8 protein-coding genes are annotated in these 17,360 nt (G+C 34.2%); all 8 read right to left on the bottom strand.

Annotated elements, in window-relative coordinates; all coding sequences use genetic code 11:
* Positions 1-16 precede the first annotated feature (16 nt).
* A complete protein-coding gene (locus EDB96_RS09180; protein WP_134140287.1) occupies positions 17-4,051 on the bottom strand; it encodes a two-component regulator propeller domain-containing protein in 4,035 nt (1,344 codons plus the stop codon).
* 52 nt (positions 4,052-4,103) lie between these two features.
* On the bottom strand, positions 4,104-5,933 hold the full coding sequence (locus EDB96_RS09175; RefSeq protein WP_134140286.1) for a metallophosphoesterase family protein: 1,830 nt from the start codon (positions 5,931-5,933) through the stop codon (positions 4,104-4,106).
* A 14-nt stretch (positions 5,934-5,947) separates the two neighbouring features.
* A complete protein-coding gene (locus EDB96_RS09170; protein ID WP_134140284.1) occupies positions 5,948-6,799 on the bottom strand; it encodes a DUF4861 family protein in 852 nt (283 codons plus the stop codon).
* Between the two features lie 154 nt (positions 6,800-6,953).
* Positions 6,954-7,520 carry a hypothetical protein gene (locus tag EDB96_RS09165; protein WP_057116993.1) on the bottom strand — a complete coding sequence of 189 codons (567 nt, stop codon included), beginning with the start codon at positions 7,518-7,520 and terminating at the stop codon, positions 6,954-6,956.
* Positions 7,521-7,533: 13 nt separating this feature from the next.
* Positions 7,534-9,810, bottom strand: coding sequence for a GH92 family glycosyl hydrolase (locus EDB96_RS09160; RefSeq protein WP_134140282.1), 2,277 nt, complete (start codon positions 9,808-9,810; stop codon positions 7,534-7,536).
* Positions 9,811-9,830: 20 nt separating this feature from the next.
* Entirely contained in the window at positions 9,831-12,143 is a 2,313-nt protein-coding gene (locus EDB96_RS09155; RefSeq protein ID WP_134140280.1) for a GH92 family glycosyl hydrolase, read from the bottom strand.
* A 347-nt stretch (positions 12,144-12,490) separates the two neighbouring features.
* Positions 12,491-14,104 carry a RagB/SusD family nutrient uptake outer membrane protein gene (locus EDB96_RS09150; protein WP_134140279.1) on the bottom strand — a complete coding sequence of 538 codons (1,614 nt, stop codon included), beginning with the start codon at positions 14,102-14,104 and terminating at the stop codon, positions 12,491-12,493.
* 19 nt (positions 14,105-14,123) lie between these two features.
* The gene (locus EDB96_RS09145; protein WP_134140277.1) at positions 14,124-17,135 is read right to left on the bottom strand and encodes a SusC/RagA family TonB-linked outer membrane protein; all 3,012 of its coding nucleotides are present in this window, start codon (positions 17,133-17,135) and stop codon (positions 14,124-14,126) included.
* Positions 17,136-17,360 lie beyond the last annotated feature (225 nt).

Raw genomic sequence — 17,360 nt, 5'->3', positions numbered from 1 at the left:
AAGTAGCGGCTAAAAACTAATTGATTATTTTACTAGGCGGAAAACCAAACTGTTTTTTGAAACAACGGCTAAAATATAATGGATCATTAAAACCAACCAAATTAGTGACTTCTGATACATTATACTTTTTAGTTTTAAGCAGTTCTGCTGATTTTTTTAAACGAATGGTTCTGATGAATTCGTTTGGTGCCAAATCGGTCAGTTCTTTAATTTTCCTGTACAATTTTGAAGAACTAACTCCCAGTTTATCGCATAGAAATTCTGTTGAAAGATCTACTTCGCTTAAATTATCATTGATTAGTTTGGTAACTTTTTCCATAAATTCTTCGTCAATTGGAGAGTGAGTCAGCATGCTGATTTTTCCTTCTACTTCTCCAGAGAATTTCTGTTTAAGCTCCAGCCTTGATTTAATCATGTTTTCAATCACTGTTTTTAGCAGTAATGGCTCAAAGGGTTTAACCAAATAGCCGTCTGCACCCATGTCGTACCCTTTAACTTTATCCATGTTTTCAGAAAGGGCGGTAAGCATTACCACCGGAATATGGCTAATGAACTCATCGTTTTTAAGTTGTCGGCAAAATTCAAGTCCATCCATCACGGGCATCATAACATCGGTAACGCATAAAATGGGTTTAATTTGTCTGCAGATTCTCAACCCTTCTTCACCATTTTCTGCATCATAAACTTTGTAATAATCAGACAAATAGTCAACCAGATATTTTCTGAGTTCACTGTTATCTTCAATTACCAATATTTTCTCTTTAAGTTCCGTGTTCCGAATGATTTTCTTAGCCGCTTTTTCTGGAATAAGCATACTCAGATTATCATTTTTCAGTGCATATTCAAAAACTTCTTTATGTTCATAAGATGCTCTGTCAATTGGAATTTCAACCTTAAACGTACTTCCCTTACCTGGTGTGCTTTCTACAGAAATGGTTCCTTTATGAATTGCTACTAAAGATTTTACCAGCGACAAACCAATACCAGATCCTGTATTATTGGCTTTACTGTTTGTTGCCTGATAAAAACGTTTAAAAATTTTATCCTGACTCTTTAATGGAATTCCTATTCCGTCATCCGTTACTTCGATTACTAAAATATCTTCAACACTATCTTTCAGCCTGACGTAAAAATCTACGTTTCCGTTCTTATTAGTAAACTTTAAGGCATTCGACAACAGATTGTAAAGAATTTTATCGTATTTATCATTGTCCAGCCAGCCATTTATTTCCTCATCTTCAGTAATAAAATTGAGCTTAATCTTTTTATTATAAGCCATTTCTTTAAAGGAATCGAATATATTTTTCGAATAAGCAAGAATATCCGTTTGAGTTACCTTTAATTTTAATTCACCAGATTGTGCTTTTCTAAAATCTAATACTTGATTTACTAAATTCAGCAATCTGCTGGCATTTTGATAAATCAGATTGTATCTGCTTTTTTCATAATCGGTAGCATTGCTGCTTTCGTCCAAAAGCTGTTTTGCCGGACCTAAAATAAGCGTTAACGGGGTTCTTAATTCATGCGAAATATTGGTAAAGAAGCGTAACTTCTCATTGTTCAGTTTAATGTCGTGCTCCCTGTTTACTTTTTCAGTAAGCAATTCTTGCTTTAAACGAATTCGGTTTTTAATTTCTTTTCTGATGAAATAAAAAACACCAAATAAAAGTGCTAAAAACAGTAAAAAAGAAGTCGGCGTAAGCCAGAAAGGAGGCAGGATTTTTATTTTATAAGAAACCGATTTACTCCAATATCCGTCACTGTTGCTTGCTCTTATTTTAAAGACATAATTTCCTGGATAAAGGTTGGTATACTGGACTATTCTAGAAGTACTGTTTGCCGTAATCCAATGTTTATCAAAACCTTCCAGCATGTATTGAAATTTATTCAGCTTTTCATTTGCAAATGAAGGAGCAGAAAACTGGATCGAAAAATTGCGGTTTTTATGGGTAAGTTCTATTTCTTTTCCATAATTCAAATCTTTTGAAAGCGGAATTTCTCCATTGATCTCCATTTCGGGAAATACTTCCTCATTTTGAATTTTAAATTCGGATATGACAGGTAACGGCGACCATTTATTTCTTTTCATTTCTGGCGGTGAAAAAGAAATAATTCCGTTTTTACCTCCAAGGAAAATATTAGAATTATTAAAGTAAAAAAAGCCGCTAGAACTAAAAACGTCTAGTCTGTTACCGCTGTTTACGTGATAAATACTAATATCTTTTAAATTAGATTTAACAAAAGCAATGTTATTATTATTGATGTTCAGCCACAAATTTCCGTTGGCATCAGATAAAATATCGGTAATCCATTTGCCTGAAAGTTCTTTTAGATTTTTTACAGGCTCAAATTGATTATTTTTCGGATTGTATAAACATAATCCAAAACGTGTTGACGCCCAGATTTTTCCTTTTGCATCTACTAAAATATCGCTGACATTTTCATCGTGCGGCACTCCTTTTTCTTTGATAAAAAGGGATGAATAGGTTTCTATTTTTCCTGAATTGATATTGTATTTTACCACTCCTGTTTCGGTGGCAAACCAAACATTGTTTTTGGCATCTCTTTCAATGGCATTAATTTGAAAGTCTGGCAAAAGTTTACTAGAAGTTTGTATTTGAAGTGTTTTAGTATTCAAAATCACTGCGCCTTCACCAAAAGAACCCACTATCATCAAATCATCTGTAATTTTTCTAAAAGCAAAAACAGGCGATTTATCAAATCCAGCTTTTATTTCTCTCGAAGAATTTGTGCCGTAATTGTAAACTAAAATATTACCATCCCAAAGACCGCAATAAAATATTTTTCCATCATCAGAATAAATACTGGCAATGTCTTTTCCGGTATTGTGCAAAGGAGTTGAGCCCTTTGTATTAGAAATAAAAAGTCCGTTGTGATAGGTTGCCACAATCACTTTTTCGTCATAAGTTTTAGCAAAACCCCTAATGCGAGGTGCCTGATTGCCAATAGAACGTGATATATCTTTATTTAAAGTGAACTGATTTTCATAAGGATCATACTTATCCAATCCATCTTCTGTTCCAATCCACAAAACTCCTGATGCATCAAAATAAAGGGCTGAAATTAAATTATCTACAAGTGAAGTGTCATCTGATAAAATAGAATAATACCATTTGTAATTTCCTTTCTGAATGTCTTCTAATTGATTACAAACCAACAATCCTCCCAAAGTTCCTACCCAATATTTTCCGTCTGGAGCGCGGGCTACTGATAAAAAATACGGACCTAAAGCGCCTCTAATTTGTTTGTTTTCTATATATAAATTTACAAACTGGTCGGTGGCTCGATCGAGCTTGTATAATCCTTCACGGGTTCCAACAAAAATATCCGATTTGCCATCCTCGTAAATAAAATTAAGATATGGATTTTTTATGTTTGAATTTGGAACAGATAGCGTGTAATTGTTAATCTTTACTATTGCTCCTTTTGCATCCATAGTAATTTTTGCTACCGATGCTTTTTCATAACTTCCTATCCAGACATTGCCTTTTTTGTCTTCAAAAATTTCTTTTACGTAATCAAAACCTTTAAGCTTAATTTTTTCAAATCGGTTCTCTTTGAGAAAAAAAAGATATACTCCTTTTGTTTTAGTACCAACCCAGACTCTTTTAAATTTATCGACATAAACAGATCGCACCTCGTCGTCGGGCAGACTATTTGGATCTTCATTTTTATGAAAAAAAGTGGTAAAAACATGTGTATCCATTTTGAAAAGAGTCAATCCTTTTCTGGTACCAATCCATAAATGGTTAGATTGTTCATCCAGCTCCAAAGCTGTTATGTCATCGTTGTATAGTTTATTTTTTCCAGGGGTAGAACTCATATAGCTTTTGAACTGGTAACCGTCAAAACGATTTAATCCTGAAAACGTTCCAAACCACATAAAACCTTTCTTATCCTGTACAATATGGCGCACCGAATTATGAGACAATCCGTTATTGTCATTATAATGCGCAAATTTTATATTCTGTGAATAAGAATGATAAAAAATGGTAAAAAACAAGACTGCTACAAGGGATTGCTGTTTCATTAAAATAAATTATAAATGTAATTTAAACTTTTTGACTTAATAAATATCAAAATTATTTAACAGATAAATTATCAATTTTGTTGTTTTTTAAATCAATTTTAAAATGATTAGAAGGCTCTCCATCCATGGTTTTCAAGAATATTTCGGCCCATAAAACGAGTTTGGGATTATTTGATTTTTTTAATTGGATGCAAACCAATTCGTATTGCTTTAATCTCTTTTTTTCAATTTGTGAAACAGCCAATTCACCGGCATTTTTTAAACGGTAAAAATCGAAAATCATATCAAAACCAGTCCATGATTCAAAATCGGAAATTGACAGGGAGTTTGATTTTAAATCTTTGGCAATCTCTGATGTGTTTTTATTTATTTCTACTAAATCTTTGCCTGAAATATTTATAATTGATTTTAGAAAATCGGCTGGAAAATCTTCTGGCAGAAATCTTAAACGCACCAATTCTTTTAAATGCCAATTTGTAAATTCTTTATAATCTTCAGCTTTTAAAATTTCTTTATTCCAAATATGATCACTTTTCGTGTTTTGCAAATGAGCATATTCTTCTTCGTAAAAAGGAAATAAACTATTGAATTTATGGACTTTGCCAATGACAATTGTTTCAACTTCAAACTCAGAATCAGAATGAATAGTCAATATTTTATAAGCCGGCATATAGGCAGCTAATGAAGGTGTTTGAATATTAAACAAAGTATTCCCCTTTGCAGAAGTCCTTACTCCTGTATCGTTAATATGCATATGGCCGCCAAAATGAATCTGAATTCCAGCATCTGCAAATTGCTGTGCTACTTCTTCATCAGGAACTCTTTGTAATTGCATTTTATTGGCACCAAAAAGCTGTTTTAATTCAGGCGATGCGTTGTCATTAAAATCTACCATTGGGTAATGACTGAAAGCTATCAGTATTTTTCCTCTTTGTTTCGCTTCTGCTGAAACTTTTTTCACCCAGTTTAATAAATGGCTTTTATAAACCAGAACGTTATTGTAACCTGTATTGGCTCCTGAAAAATCTTGCGGATTATCTGGTTTTCCTGATAATTTCTCATTCGGAACATAAGCGTTGGCATCTATCGCCAAAAGCCAGATTCCCTTAATAGGCTCAACTACATAACTGGCATCTGTAAGAAACAAACTGGTATTTTTAATTGCATACGTTCTTTTTTCTAAAGAAGATTCTTTTTGCGCTTCTTTAAAATTATATTGGTCATACGTATAGTTTGAAAATGGCGTTTCCCAATACAAATCTGTTTTTTTCGGAAAAAAACCAAAATCACGCATTTCGTGAATGGTTTCTTTATAACCCCAATTTTTTATATCAGAAGTAATTATAGGTTCTAATTCACTTTTATTTTTGTTGAAATTTTCTTTAGAACTGCTTATAACCTGCTCTTTTCCACCTTTACCCAGAAAATCAGTTTTTGCTGCATCTTGCGAAAATGGCCTTACAACATCATGATTTCCTGTAGTCACCCAAAAAGATAAACCATACTTTTGAGAATATTCATTAAGTATTTTTCTCAATCCGCGCACATGAACGGGTTGTCCGTCATCGCTAAAATCGCCTGGAAGCACAACTTGTTTGATACCTCTTTTTACAATATTATTCAAGGCCTCTAAAAAGGCAAAATAATTTTCATTGAAAATTCTGGTAGAATGCAGCTGAGAATTCATTGTTCTGATATTGGCATATTCGCCAGTAATCGGATTTTTAATTCCTTGATAATCGTTATCCTCAAATTTTGCAAAAATATCTTGTAAATGAACATCGGCTATAAAAGCGATTTGAACTTCTTTTTTAGAGACCTTTTGCGATTTGCAGGAATATAAAAAAAGTAATAGTACTACTATAGCCGATATTCTAAACATGTATTTTTTATGCTTTATTTTTTAATGTAAGCTTCCAATTTATCTAAAGTGTTTAATTCTGTTTCTCTTGCACTTGAAGAAATAATTGTTGTTTGTAAATTTTTCGCAGGTTTTGAGATCAATAAATATTGAGTTCCGTCATCTGTACTTTTTTCATAATCTTTTGGATTATACATAATTGCTGCTCCAATCTCAACGATTTCAGCGGCAACATCTTCGGGATGCTTTCCCCAGACTGCGATATAATTTGTTCCTTTTTTAGTTCCAAAATCTTTGAAATAATTAATTCCTGTAGCAAACTGCACTTTTTCTCCGCTTAAAGAAACTGCTTCAACCTTAGCCTCTCTTTTACCAGAAAACACTGTAACACGAACTAAGATGTCTACTTTTTTTCCTTTGTATGGCACCCCTCTAGAAATCATTTCCATCCACGAAGTAGTATCTGTTTTTCCTACACGTGCTAAACGATTTGTTACTGGATTTAAAGGCACAACTTTTTCGCCGTCCCAAAGTTTTACACCTCCCAAACCAACAGTTGATGCTACTTTATAATAATCAGCTCCCCATCCTTCTTTTTGCTGCTGCGGTGTTGGGTACCAATTTGCTTTTCTTAACTCTAAACCTGGTTTAGCTTTAGAATAAACGTCAATCGCTACTTTATCGCTAAAATAAATTCTCAAAGCCATCCATTCATTTTCAACAGCTGGACCGTGATGTCCAATGGTTTTATATAAATCTCCTGTTTCTGAGCCAATATCTGTCAAATAAGTAATTTTATCAGACTTCATATACAAACTGGTGTCTGTATTATTCTGTCCAAAACAAATGCAGCAAAAAAGTAAAGTGATGATGACTGATAATCTCATAATTTCAATTATTTATAGTTTAAAATTTAATTCTCGTAAATTTAAACTAAGATTTCAATACTTTCACTATTACGCAAACGATTTCTCAATAAATACTCATTTTGTGATAAAAAAAGAGCAGCACTACAAAACAACAGGAGGGAAAATATTTTCTTTACTTATCATCCACTTTCACCAAAACAAAATTTATCCCTAACGGGTTTTTAATTATTTTACAGATTAACGGATATTCAGTATTTTTTACGATCCACATTTCGGTTTCATCAATTTGCGCGATTACGTGCAAAGCATCGACTATTTTTCCATCAATAGAAACAGGATTTTTATCTTCGCTTTTATCTAAGACATAATTTGTGTTATTATAAACGAATGAACTACTTTTTATTAGATCTTGATATGCCGATCTTGAAATCATAAAAAAAGTTTCTGTTGGTTTTAAGTTTAAAACTGGCGCATATTCTCCTTGGTTAAAGCTTAGGGCGTTACCTTTTTCAACAGCTTCGGGAAGCATTACAATACTACTTTTTACGCCTCTAGTTTCTAGTTTAAACGTTAGACCGCCTTTTGCTGTTTCCGCTTTAAGGGATAAAGTTCTGGTCTGTCCGTGCAATTTGCAGACATAATTCAGTTCTGTATTGTTTTTAAGTGTCGGAATGTAGGTTTGTGCTTTTCCTGTTTCATAAAATGATAAAAACAGAAATACTACTATTATTTTTTTCATCTTGTTCATCATTTTATTTTGCTGGCGGTAAAAATGTTGTTCCCCATACGGAAGGTTTTGAATCCATTTCTAAAATTAATTCTCCTCCATTATTTATATCATCGTGTAAAATCCACGCTTTATTGTACGGTTTTCCGTTTAACCAAGCAGCTTTTATGTATTTGCTTTTATCGTTCATTTTTTTAGCTGAGATTTTAAACTTTTTACCATTCTCCAATTGTATCGTTGTTTCTTTTATCAAAGGTGTATTAATAAGATAGTAAGGCTGTCCTGCATTTGGATACAATCCCATCATGTGGAAAGCTAGCCAGGAAGACATTGCCCCAGAATCATCATTGCCAGGCAGACCTTCTCTTGAGGTATTGAAATTATTTTTGATAATCGTCCTGATTCTGTCACTGCTCCTATACGGTTTCCCGATCCAGTGATATAGACATGGTGTTAAGAATGACGGCTCGTTGGCAACATTATATAAATCTGAGTTAAAAAAGGTATTCAATCTTTCTTCAAAAGCTTTTTCTCCTCCAGATTTACGAACCAGTTCTGGAACATCGTGCGGAATGCTAAATGAATATTCCCATGAATTTCCTTCGTAGAAAAACACACACCAATGACAGACATACCAAGGAGATTCGATAATTACTGGCGTATATTTGAAAGTAGGTTTCTGAATTTTTGATTCTCCAAAAACAACATCATCCAGCCATTTTCCATCTTTGTCTTTTGGCATAATAAAACCCTTGGCGCCATTATTTTCGTAATCCGAACGCCATAAATTCTGCCAGCTGTCTGCTTGTTTCATGTATTGATTGTACAAATCTATTTTACCTAATCCCTTAGCTACAATAGCAATATTGTAGTCATTGTATGCATAATCGATTGTTCGGTTTCCGGCGCGGTCTGTTCCGTAGGGAACGTAACCTAATTTTAGATAATCTAATAATCCGCCTCTTCCTTCTTTTTCTTCATTTCCTCCCGGCGGTACTGTCGCGTCTTTGATCATAGCCTGAAGCGCCATTTCGTAATCTATTCCTTTTAAGTTTTTGACAAAAGCATCGGCTATAACAACCTCAGCGTTAGAACCTCCTTGAGTTCTTCCGTTGTCGTTTCCGCTTCTTCCTTCTGGCAGATATCCTTCGCGTTTGTAAATGTTCAGCATCGCATTGATTATTTCAACTTTTCTTTTGCTGTCAATCAAAGTAATTAGAGGGCTCGAAGTTCTAAACGTATCCCAAATTGTATAAAAATCGTCGTAATATGGTTCATCATTTGTCCATAACGGATTTTCTCCTGTTCGGTCAACCGGCATAATCATGGTATGATATAAACCTGTGTAAAACATTTTTTTATAAGCATCTGATGTATCTTCCGATAATTTAATTCGGTTTAATAATGTTTCCCATTTATTTTCTAATTCAGTTAAAACAGTATTAAAATTCCAGTGTGCGATTTCTACTTCAATATTATTTTTTGCCTTTAAGTCACTTAAAAATGAGATTCCTATTTTGACATTTAGTTCTTCTTTTCCTGTGTTTCCGAAAGAAATGAGAGCTCCAGTTTTTTTTCCTGAATCAAACTGCGCTTTTTGATTGTTGTAAAATTTCCCATCTTTAAAGGTTACATATTTTGCAATTGGCTGATCGAAAACTGCCCAGAAATAAACGGTATAAGCGCGTCCGTTATTCCATCCGCCTCTTATTCTGCTGTATCCTCGAACTTCGGTATCCGAAACGATTTCAATCTGCGAACCTACAAACTGCTGAGCTTCTCTGGCATCTGGAATCTTTTCTTCTCCCAGAAAAAATCCAGGATCAATTTTTAATTCTTTTGAAATGTTTTTGGGATAAGTAATACGGTAAAAAGATACTTTTTCTCCAGTGGTTATTTCTGTTTTGATTTTATTTTCTTTAAAAACAGTTTCATAATATCCGAGTTTTACATTTTCTTCTGTTCTAAAGGATGTTTGATCCATTTTATCTAAAGCTCCAGAAAATGGCATGATTTGAATATTTCCGTATTTCGGGCCTCCGCCTGTTCCGCTTACGTGTACCTGGCTAAAACCTGTAACTTCTTTTGGCATTGGAAGCCAGCCGCTGTTGGGACTTGAGGTACAGTCTGGACTTGGCTTTACCATTCCGTATGGACAAGACGGACCAATGAAAACCCGCCCAACTCCTTCTGATCCTATCATCGGATCTACATATTGATGAACTGTTTGCTGTGCTTTAGCCGTACTTGCGCTAAAAATTGATATTCCTAAAAAAAAGATAAACTTGGATATTATTTTCATTGTATATTATTTCTTTAGTTTTAAGGGTTTGGTTGAGAAGCCATCTCTAAGATCAACTCACCTCCACTGATAATATCTTGGTGTGAAAGATTAAAATTTTGTACTTCTTTATGGTTGTATTTTATGTCTTTTATATAAACATTTTCATTGCTGTTGCTGGCTGCTTTAATTACAAATGTTTTCCCTGAATAATACTTTGGATTTAAATCTATCGAAATTTTATTAAATATTGGACTTCCTATCTGGTAAACGGCATCTTGGTCTGTTCCTCCATTCATTTGAAATAAACCCAATTTGAGCAAAACATTTAAACTTCCCATTAATCCTTGATCTTCGTCTCCATTATATCCCGTTGAAGGTGATAATCCGCTGAAAGTTTCTTTTACTACGTTTCTTGTCCAATACTGTGTTAGATCTGGTCTTCCTAAAACCGTAAAAATATTAGAGGTCTGCATAGATGGCTGATTTCCAAAATTTACAGGAATTCTACTGAATTCTGGGTGTAATTCTGCATCGTGCGATGTACCTGAAGTATACTTTTGTTTTTTAGCGGTTTCAAATTGAGTATTCAATTTTACGACAGCTTTCTCTTTTCCTCCCATCAAAACTGCCAGACCTTCAATATCGTGCGGCACAAACCAGGTTGACTGAGCTCCATTCGATTCTATAAATCCATTTTCATATTGATACGGATCATAATTTTCTCGCCATTTTCCTTCTACATTTTTCGGACGCATCCAGCCTATTTTGCTATCAAAAATATTCTGATAGTTTTGGGCTCTTTTCATGAAATACTTATAATCTTCTTTATGATTTAATTTTTTAGCCAATTGTGCCAAAGTCCAATCTTGGTAAGCGTATTCTAAAGTCTGGCTTGCACCGTCTTCATGGCTTCCGAAATTACCTTCTGGAAGCGGATAAGGGACATATCCTTTTTGCAAATAATATTTTAATCCGCCTCCAATGTTCGTATTATGTTCATATCCTGCTTTTTCCATAATACCGCCTGGCATATGATTTTTTTTGAGTGCGGTATAAATTTCCTCTAAATCATCTTTTACAATTCCTTTTTGAATGGCGCTTACGATAAATGGTGTTGCAGAAGCTCCTGTCATGACGTAAGTATCATTTCCTCCTGAAGGTCCGCGCGGAATCATGCCTCCGTCTTTGTAATACTGCATGAGCGAATACACAAATTCTTCCATAATTTCAGGATATACAAGTCCCCAAAGATTATTTATTGTCCATTGTGCGCCCCAAAAAGCATCTGAATTGTAATGATTGAATTTTGGTTTTCCATCTGCATTTACAGGCAAATGTCCCACCCTGAATTTTTCCCCTGTATTATCAGGATAGGATCCATTTGCATCACTAATCATTTTTCTCCCTTGCAGGGCATGCCAAAGATCTGTATAAAATCTTCTTTGATCGGTTTTGGTTCCGCCTTCTATTTTTATTCTTCCTAATAAATTACTCCATTCATTTCTGGAATTATCAACTGTTTTATTAAAATCCCAATTTGGTAATTCAGTTTCTATATTGTTATTGGCATTTTCAATTGAAGTGTAGGATATTCCCACTTTCATCAATAATTGTTCTTTTGTTTTATCAAAATAAACTAAATAATTTCCTGTTAGATTATCTCTTTCTATAGCCGAAATAGGCTCATTGGTTCTAATTTTAAAAAATACGGTTAATGGTTTTGGACGTCTAAAATTGGTACTCAAAACTAATGATCCTGAAAGTTCATAATCATTGTTTTTTTCTAATTTCCCATTTGTATTTTCGCAAGGTCCTAAAATAGTGTTCAAATTAAAAAGAACTGCTTTTTGTGCTTTTACAGGAAAAGTATATCTATGAAAACCAACTCTTTGTGTGCTGGTTAATTCTGTAATTATTTGATAACGATCTAGTTTTAAAGAATGATATCCTGGAGTAATGATTTCGGTTTGGTGACTGAATTTGGAATAAAAGTCTTTAAAGATTGTTGGTTTATTTTCTGGTGCAATTGTTACGGGCATTACTGATACTCCTGACATTTGCCATTCGTGAATGTGGCTGAAACCTTTAATTGTATCTGTAGTATATTTATAACCGCCACCCCAATCGCCGTTAATTTCGGTATCAGGATTTAGGTTTACCATTCCAAAGGGACGACTTGCTGATGAAAAGTAAAACCATCTAGAATTTTCGGTGTCCAACAACGGATATACCATATCAGACAGCTGTTTTTTCTTTAAATTAACAGCTTTCTGAGCATTGCATGACACTAAAAAAATAAGAGTTAAACCTATTACAATGTGTCCTATTTTATAGATTTTATTTAGTTTCATTTATTCTATTTATTGGTGGGGCAAATATGGTTTAGACAAATTTTTTTGTTCGGAATAGGCTAATTGAAATTAGTAGAGATACTATTTTCTAAACAACAAAGAGTTATATTATTCTTTAAAGTATAAATTGATAGAATGGTACAAAGCTTAATCTTTCATTGACTTTCAAGATCGGCATTTGATTAAGCTTTGCATTCATTCAAAAAAATGAAAATGAAACTGAACTGGTTCTCACGAGCAACTAGAAACCAGTTTTTCTTTAGTAAAAAAGGAGAAGAATTTTTACGCTCTTCTCCTTTTCAAAATTAAAATTGGGTTACAATGCGTACTTAACTAAAACTTTATTTTTAATATCCATCGTTCTGAATCAGGGCTGGATTTAAGACCATCGCGTTGGTTGGAATTGGGAAAACACGACGATAAACATCTGTATTGGTTTTGTATCCCCATTGTCCTTCATATTTTCCAAAACGGATCATATCATTTCTATGCCAAGCTTCCCAAGCAAATTCACGGCTTCTTTCTTTGTAAAGCTCTTCTAAAGTTACACCGCTCAAGGCTGCAGATGTTGTACGGTTAGAGCGAACCATATTTACTAATGCATCTGCACTTTGTCCTAAAGTTACTGCTCCACCTCGAAGAATTGACTCTGCTTTCATTAAAAGAACATCTGAGTAACGCAAGAAAGGAACGTCGTTCTTTTGGTTACGATTTGTTGATGTTGCATCTGGATAAAATTTAATATTTCTATACCCCATATTCCAAGCAATTTCATCGTTTCCAAGATCGAATAAGGCTACACTTTGACGAAGGATAATATCTGGTGTTAAATTTACCTGATACGTGTAAGTTGCACCGCCATCAGATCCAGTATAAAATTGATCGTATCCTTTTTTAGTTGTAGTAACCATTACTGGTGTAACTCCATCATTCATATACTGGAGACCCGTAAGCCACTGTTTGTTACGAATGTCATTTGCATCATTGAAATAAGCATAAAATTCTGGCAGCGTACTTCTTGGTGCACTTGGTGTATAAGGAAGACCAAACTTAGTTCTTTCAGAACGTGGCACATCATAACGAGCGTGATACATTTGTCCGTTATAACCAACTGTAACGGCTGCTGGATCATAAGGTACTGCAAAAATGAACTCTTTCATTTGTGGTCCGTTTGCTGGATAAAACATTTGCAAATACGTCGCTCTTGGTTCAACAGCATATAAATTAGAGTTAATTACCTCATCACAAGCTGCAATACATTCATTATAACGTTGTGTCCCTGTATAAACTTCAGCATTTAAATACAATTTAGCAAGCATTGCATTAGCAGTCTGTTTATTTGGTCTACCGTAGGTTGTAATTCCCGCTGCTGGATTTAGATTGGGAACTGCATTTTTTAATTCGCTCTCAATAAAATTGAAAACCTCTTTTCTTGGTGTTTTAGCATGAGATGTAAAATCTCCATATAAGGTATCTAAAGGTACATCTCCATAACTGTCCATTAACATGAAATACGAAATAGCACGCATAGTTTTTAACTCTGAAATCAAAGTTTTTTTCTCTGCACCCTCCGGCATTGTTTGTCTTAAAATAGAAATTGCCTGATTACTTGTTCCTATCACTTTAGAAGACCAATCCCAAAGACTTCCGATAATACCATTATCAGCATTCCAATCATGATAATGCATCGAAATATAGTTTCTATTATCGAACCAGTTACCTCCTCTTGACGGCAAAATAGCTTCATCTGTAGATAAAGATTGAGACCACCACCAGGCAAATGAAAATTCACCGCGGAAAGCTGCATAAACAGGTCCAGTAGTTTGAATATATTGTGTTGAGTTTTGAGGAAATACTTCAGGTGTTAATTGTGTTGTAATAGGCACTTCTAGATCGTCACAAGACCATAATAAACCAGCTATAAGTACTGGAAGTCCTAAATATTTTAATATCTTTTTCATAATTTTTAGCATTTAATTTTTAGAAGATCACATTTAAACCAAACATATAAGTTCTGGTTTTTGGATAGAAATTATTTGAATCTACACCAGGAGCTGTTCCTCCTTGTTCTACTTCCGGATCAATTCCTGTGTATTTGGTAATAACAAATACGTTGTTTATTGTTTGGTAAATACGTACGCTTTGTATGTATTTGCCCACCTTACCAAAATTATATCCTAAAGTCATGTTGTCTAGTCTTACGTAACTGCCGTCTTCTATAAAACGGTCTGAATACTTGTAAGAGTTTAAGTCATTTGGTGATTCATTTCCTGCATCAACTAAAATATTATTGGTCATTGCGGTGCTTGGCCTGAATAAATCGGCACGAGTTGCATTGAAAATTTTATTACCAAATACTCCTCTGAAGAAAATACTTAAATCAAATTTTTTGTATTGAAAATTATTTGCCCATCCTACCAATAATTTGGGTTGTGCGCTTCCTGCATAATGATAATCTACTCCAATTTGAGGTGTAGTAGTTAAATCACCATTTTTATCATAGTATTGTGAAACTCCTGCAGCATTTTTTCCTGCATATTTCAATGTAAAGAATTGTCCTAAAGGTTTTCCTTCTTTAAAGATTTGTAATGTACTTCCTGTTTGTCCGCCACCGTCTGGCTGTACACGACGAATGGAATCACCTCCAACAAAGAATGGACTGGTTAATTTTACGATTTCATTCTTATTATGTGATAAATTCAGATTAGTTGTCCAGCTGAAATTTGCTGTTTTAACTGGAGTTGTGCTTAAACTAACCTCAATACCTTTATTAGACATTGTACCACCGTTTGCAACAATTGTTCCTACTGGCACAAGTACAGGATTAACATTATAATTGAAAATCATGTCTGTTGTCTTTTTATTATATAAATCAACAGAACCTGTAACTTTTCCTTTTAAGATAGCGAAGTCAACTCCAATATTTGAAGTAGCTGTTTTTTCCCATTTCAAATCTGGGTTAGCGGCTTGGTTAGGCCCGTAAGCTCCAATTTGTTGTCCGTTATAATAGAAAGTTCCTAAACTTCCAGAAATAAATTGAGCTGTGTAAGCATTAAATCCAGAAGAGTTTCCAGTTACCCCCCAGCTTCCGCGGATTTTCAAATCACTAAAAAAGCTTTGATTCTGCATGAAACTTTCTTTGTCTAATCTCCAAGCACCACCTACAGAAGGAAAATATCCCCACTGGTTATTTGCTCCAAACATAGAGCCTCCATCTCTTCTAAGAGATCCTTGTAAAAGATATTTATCTTTATAGTTATAATTTAAACGTCCAAAATATGAGATCAAACGTGTTTTTTGATATGCTTTACTATCTCCAAAATTTACTACATACCCATTAACAGAAGTGTAATTACTTAAAGCAAGGTTATTATATCCAACATTGTCTACAGGAAAGTTTGTTGTTGTAGCTTGAAAACCATCACCTAAAGTGTTTTCTTGCCAAGAATACCCTAAAACCGCTTTTATTTTGTGCTCTCCTATTGACTTGTCCCAAGTAAAGAAGCTCTCAATAATATTGTTTCTTGTTTCATAAGAATTTCTCAATGCAGAACCATTTACACCAAAATTTACTAAAGATTTTGTCAAAGGCGGATCTGGATTGTTGTAGAAGTTGGCACTATTGTATTGTGAATAATAGCTGTCGTAAAATTCTCCATGAGATGCAGTTAATCTTTGATGTGCTAAATTCAAATTATAAGTAATTCCAAATGGTAGTTTTACTTCTGCAGTAAGATTCCCAACAAGGTTATCCGTTTTAGTTTCGTCTGTTCCATGCTCGATTAAAGCTACTGGGTTGAAATATCCTGGGCTGACAAAATTTTCAAAATAACTTCCATCAGCATTTCTTACTGGTGAGACAGGAAGATAACTCGCTGCTTGTAAAAGAACAGTATTACGCTGTGGTACATTTTGATATTTGGTACTAGAATTAGTAACATTTAAACCAAATTTAACCTTATCATCAAAAGCAAATTGTTCGACTGACAAACGAGCAATGATACGAGAAAAATCACTTTTCAACATTACTCCTTCTTTGTTAAGAGAAGTAATACTTGCGGTATAGTTTCCATGATCGCCTCCGCCGCTCATAGACAAGTTATGACTGCTTGATGCCGCACGTCCTGGTCTTAAAATTTCTTTCTGCCAGTTAGTGTTAGCGCCTTTATCATTTTCTGGAGTAAAATTCAAATTGTTTTTAGTTGTAAAAGCTCTCAGCTGATCTGCATTCATCATGTCCAGATTATTTGAAACTTCTTCCCAGCCCACATAACCATTGTATGCAATTTGCGTTCTGCCCTTACTTCCTTTTTTTGTAGTTACCATGATAACACCATTTGCCGCACGGTTACCGTAGATTGCTGTTGCAGCAGCATCTTTTAAAACGTCAATTGTAGCAATGTCATCTGGAGCGATTACAGAAATGTCGACTCCTGGAATTCCATCTATTACATAAAATGGTCCTTGAGAACTATTTAATGTTGATGCTCCACGCAAAACTACAGATGCTGTCTTAGTTGGGTCACCACTAGAGGAAATGTTCAAACCAGAAACTTTACCCTGCAAAAGCTGTCCCACGTCACTGATTGCTCCTCGGTTTAAATCTTCGGCTTTTACAGAAGTTACAGAAGTAGTAAGGTTTTTTCGAGATCCTTTTCCGTAACCTACAACTACTACTTGTTCTAAGTTAGTTGTAGTTGACTGTAATTTAACCGTATAATTTGATTTTGTCCCGTCTAATTTTACCGGTTGATCATCAAATCCCATAAAGGAAAATATAAGTGTCGCATTTTTGTTTGAAGCTGAAATTTTAAATTTCCCATCAAAATCTGTTGTTACTGTATTCGTTGTACCTTTCTCTAGTACATTGGCGGCTGGCAGTGGAATGCCTTTGTCATCTAAAACTACACCGGACACTTCTGTTTTTTGTGCCCAGGTATTAATTGAGAAGCCAAAGCAAAGGGCTAATAATAAAAGTTTAAGTTTTTCCATTGTGATATTGGTTAATTGGTTAAATAGTACTGACGAAATTAGTGCTAATGAAATGTTAAGAAATGGACAAGTTATTCATAAACATGGATAATTTCTATAAAGTCAGTGATAGTAAGGCTTGCCAAAGTTATTTTTCTAAAATTCTATAGTTAAAAACTTACTAATAAATCGTTTTCGCGAAGATTCAGTTCCTGTTTTTCATTGTTGTTTTGGTTTTGGTTATGA

Origin of the sequence: Flavobacterium sp. S87F.05.LMB.W.Kidney.N (assembly GCF_004366435.1) — a bacterium.
Classification (GTDB): Bacteria; Bacteroidota; Bacteroidia; order Flavobacteriales; family Flavobacteriaceae; genus Flavobacterium.
Note: the sequence above shows the minus strand (reverse complement) of the source record. Positions and strands in the feature narration are given on the sequence as shown.

Excerpts from the sequence above, each read along its gene's own strand:
- EDB96_RS09145 (WP_134140277.1), bottom strand. The coding sequence starts at position 17,135 with ATGGAAAAACTTAAACTTTTATTATTAGCCCTTTGCTTTGGCTTCTCA.
- EDB96_RS09180 (WP_134140287.1), bottom strand. The coding sequence starts at position 4,051 with ATGAAACAGCAATCCCTTGTAGCAGTCTTGTTTTTTACCATTTTTTAT.
- EDB96_RS09155 (WP_134140280.1), bottom strand. The coding sequence starts at position 12,143 with ATGAAACTAAATAAAATCTATAAAATAGGACACATTGTAATAGGTTTA.
- EDB96_RS09160 (WP_134140282.1), bottom strand. The coding sequence starts at position 9,810 with ATGAAAATAATATCCAAGTTTATCTTTTTTTTAGGAATATCAATTTTT.
- EDB96_RS09175 (WP_134140286.1), bottom strand. The coding sequence starts at position 5,933 with ATGTTTAGAATATCGGCTATAGTAGTACTATTACTTTTTTTATATTCC.
- EDB96_RS09165 (WP_057116993.1), bottom strand. The coding sequence starts at position 7,520 with ATGAAAAAAATAATAGTAGTATTTCTGTTTTTATCATTTTATGAAACA.
- EDB96_RS09150 (WP_134140279.1), bottom strand. The coding sequence starts at position 14,104 with ATGAAAAAGATATTAAAATATTTAGGACTTCCAGTACTTATAGCTGGT.
- EDB96_RS09170 (WP_134140284.1), bottom strand. The coding sequence starts at position 6,799 with ATGAGATTATCAGTCATCATCACTTTACTTTTTTGCTGCATTTGTTTT.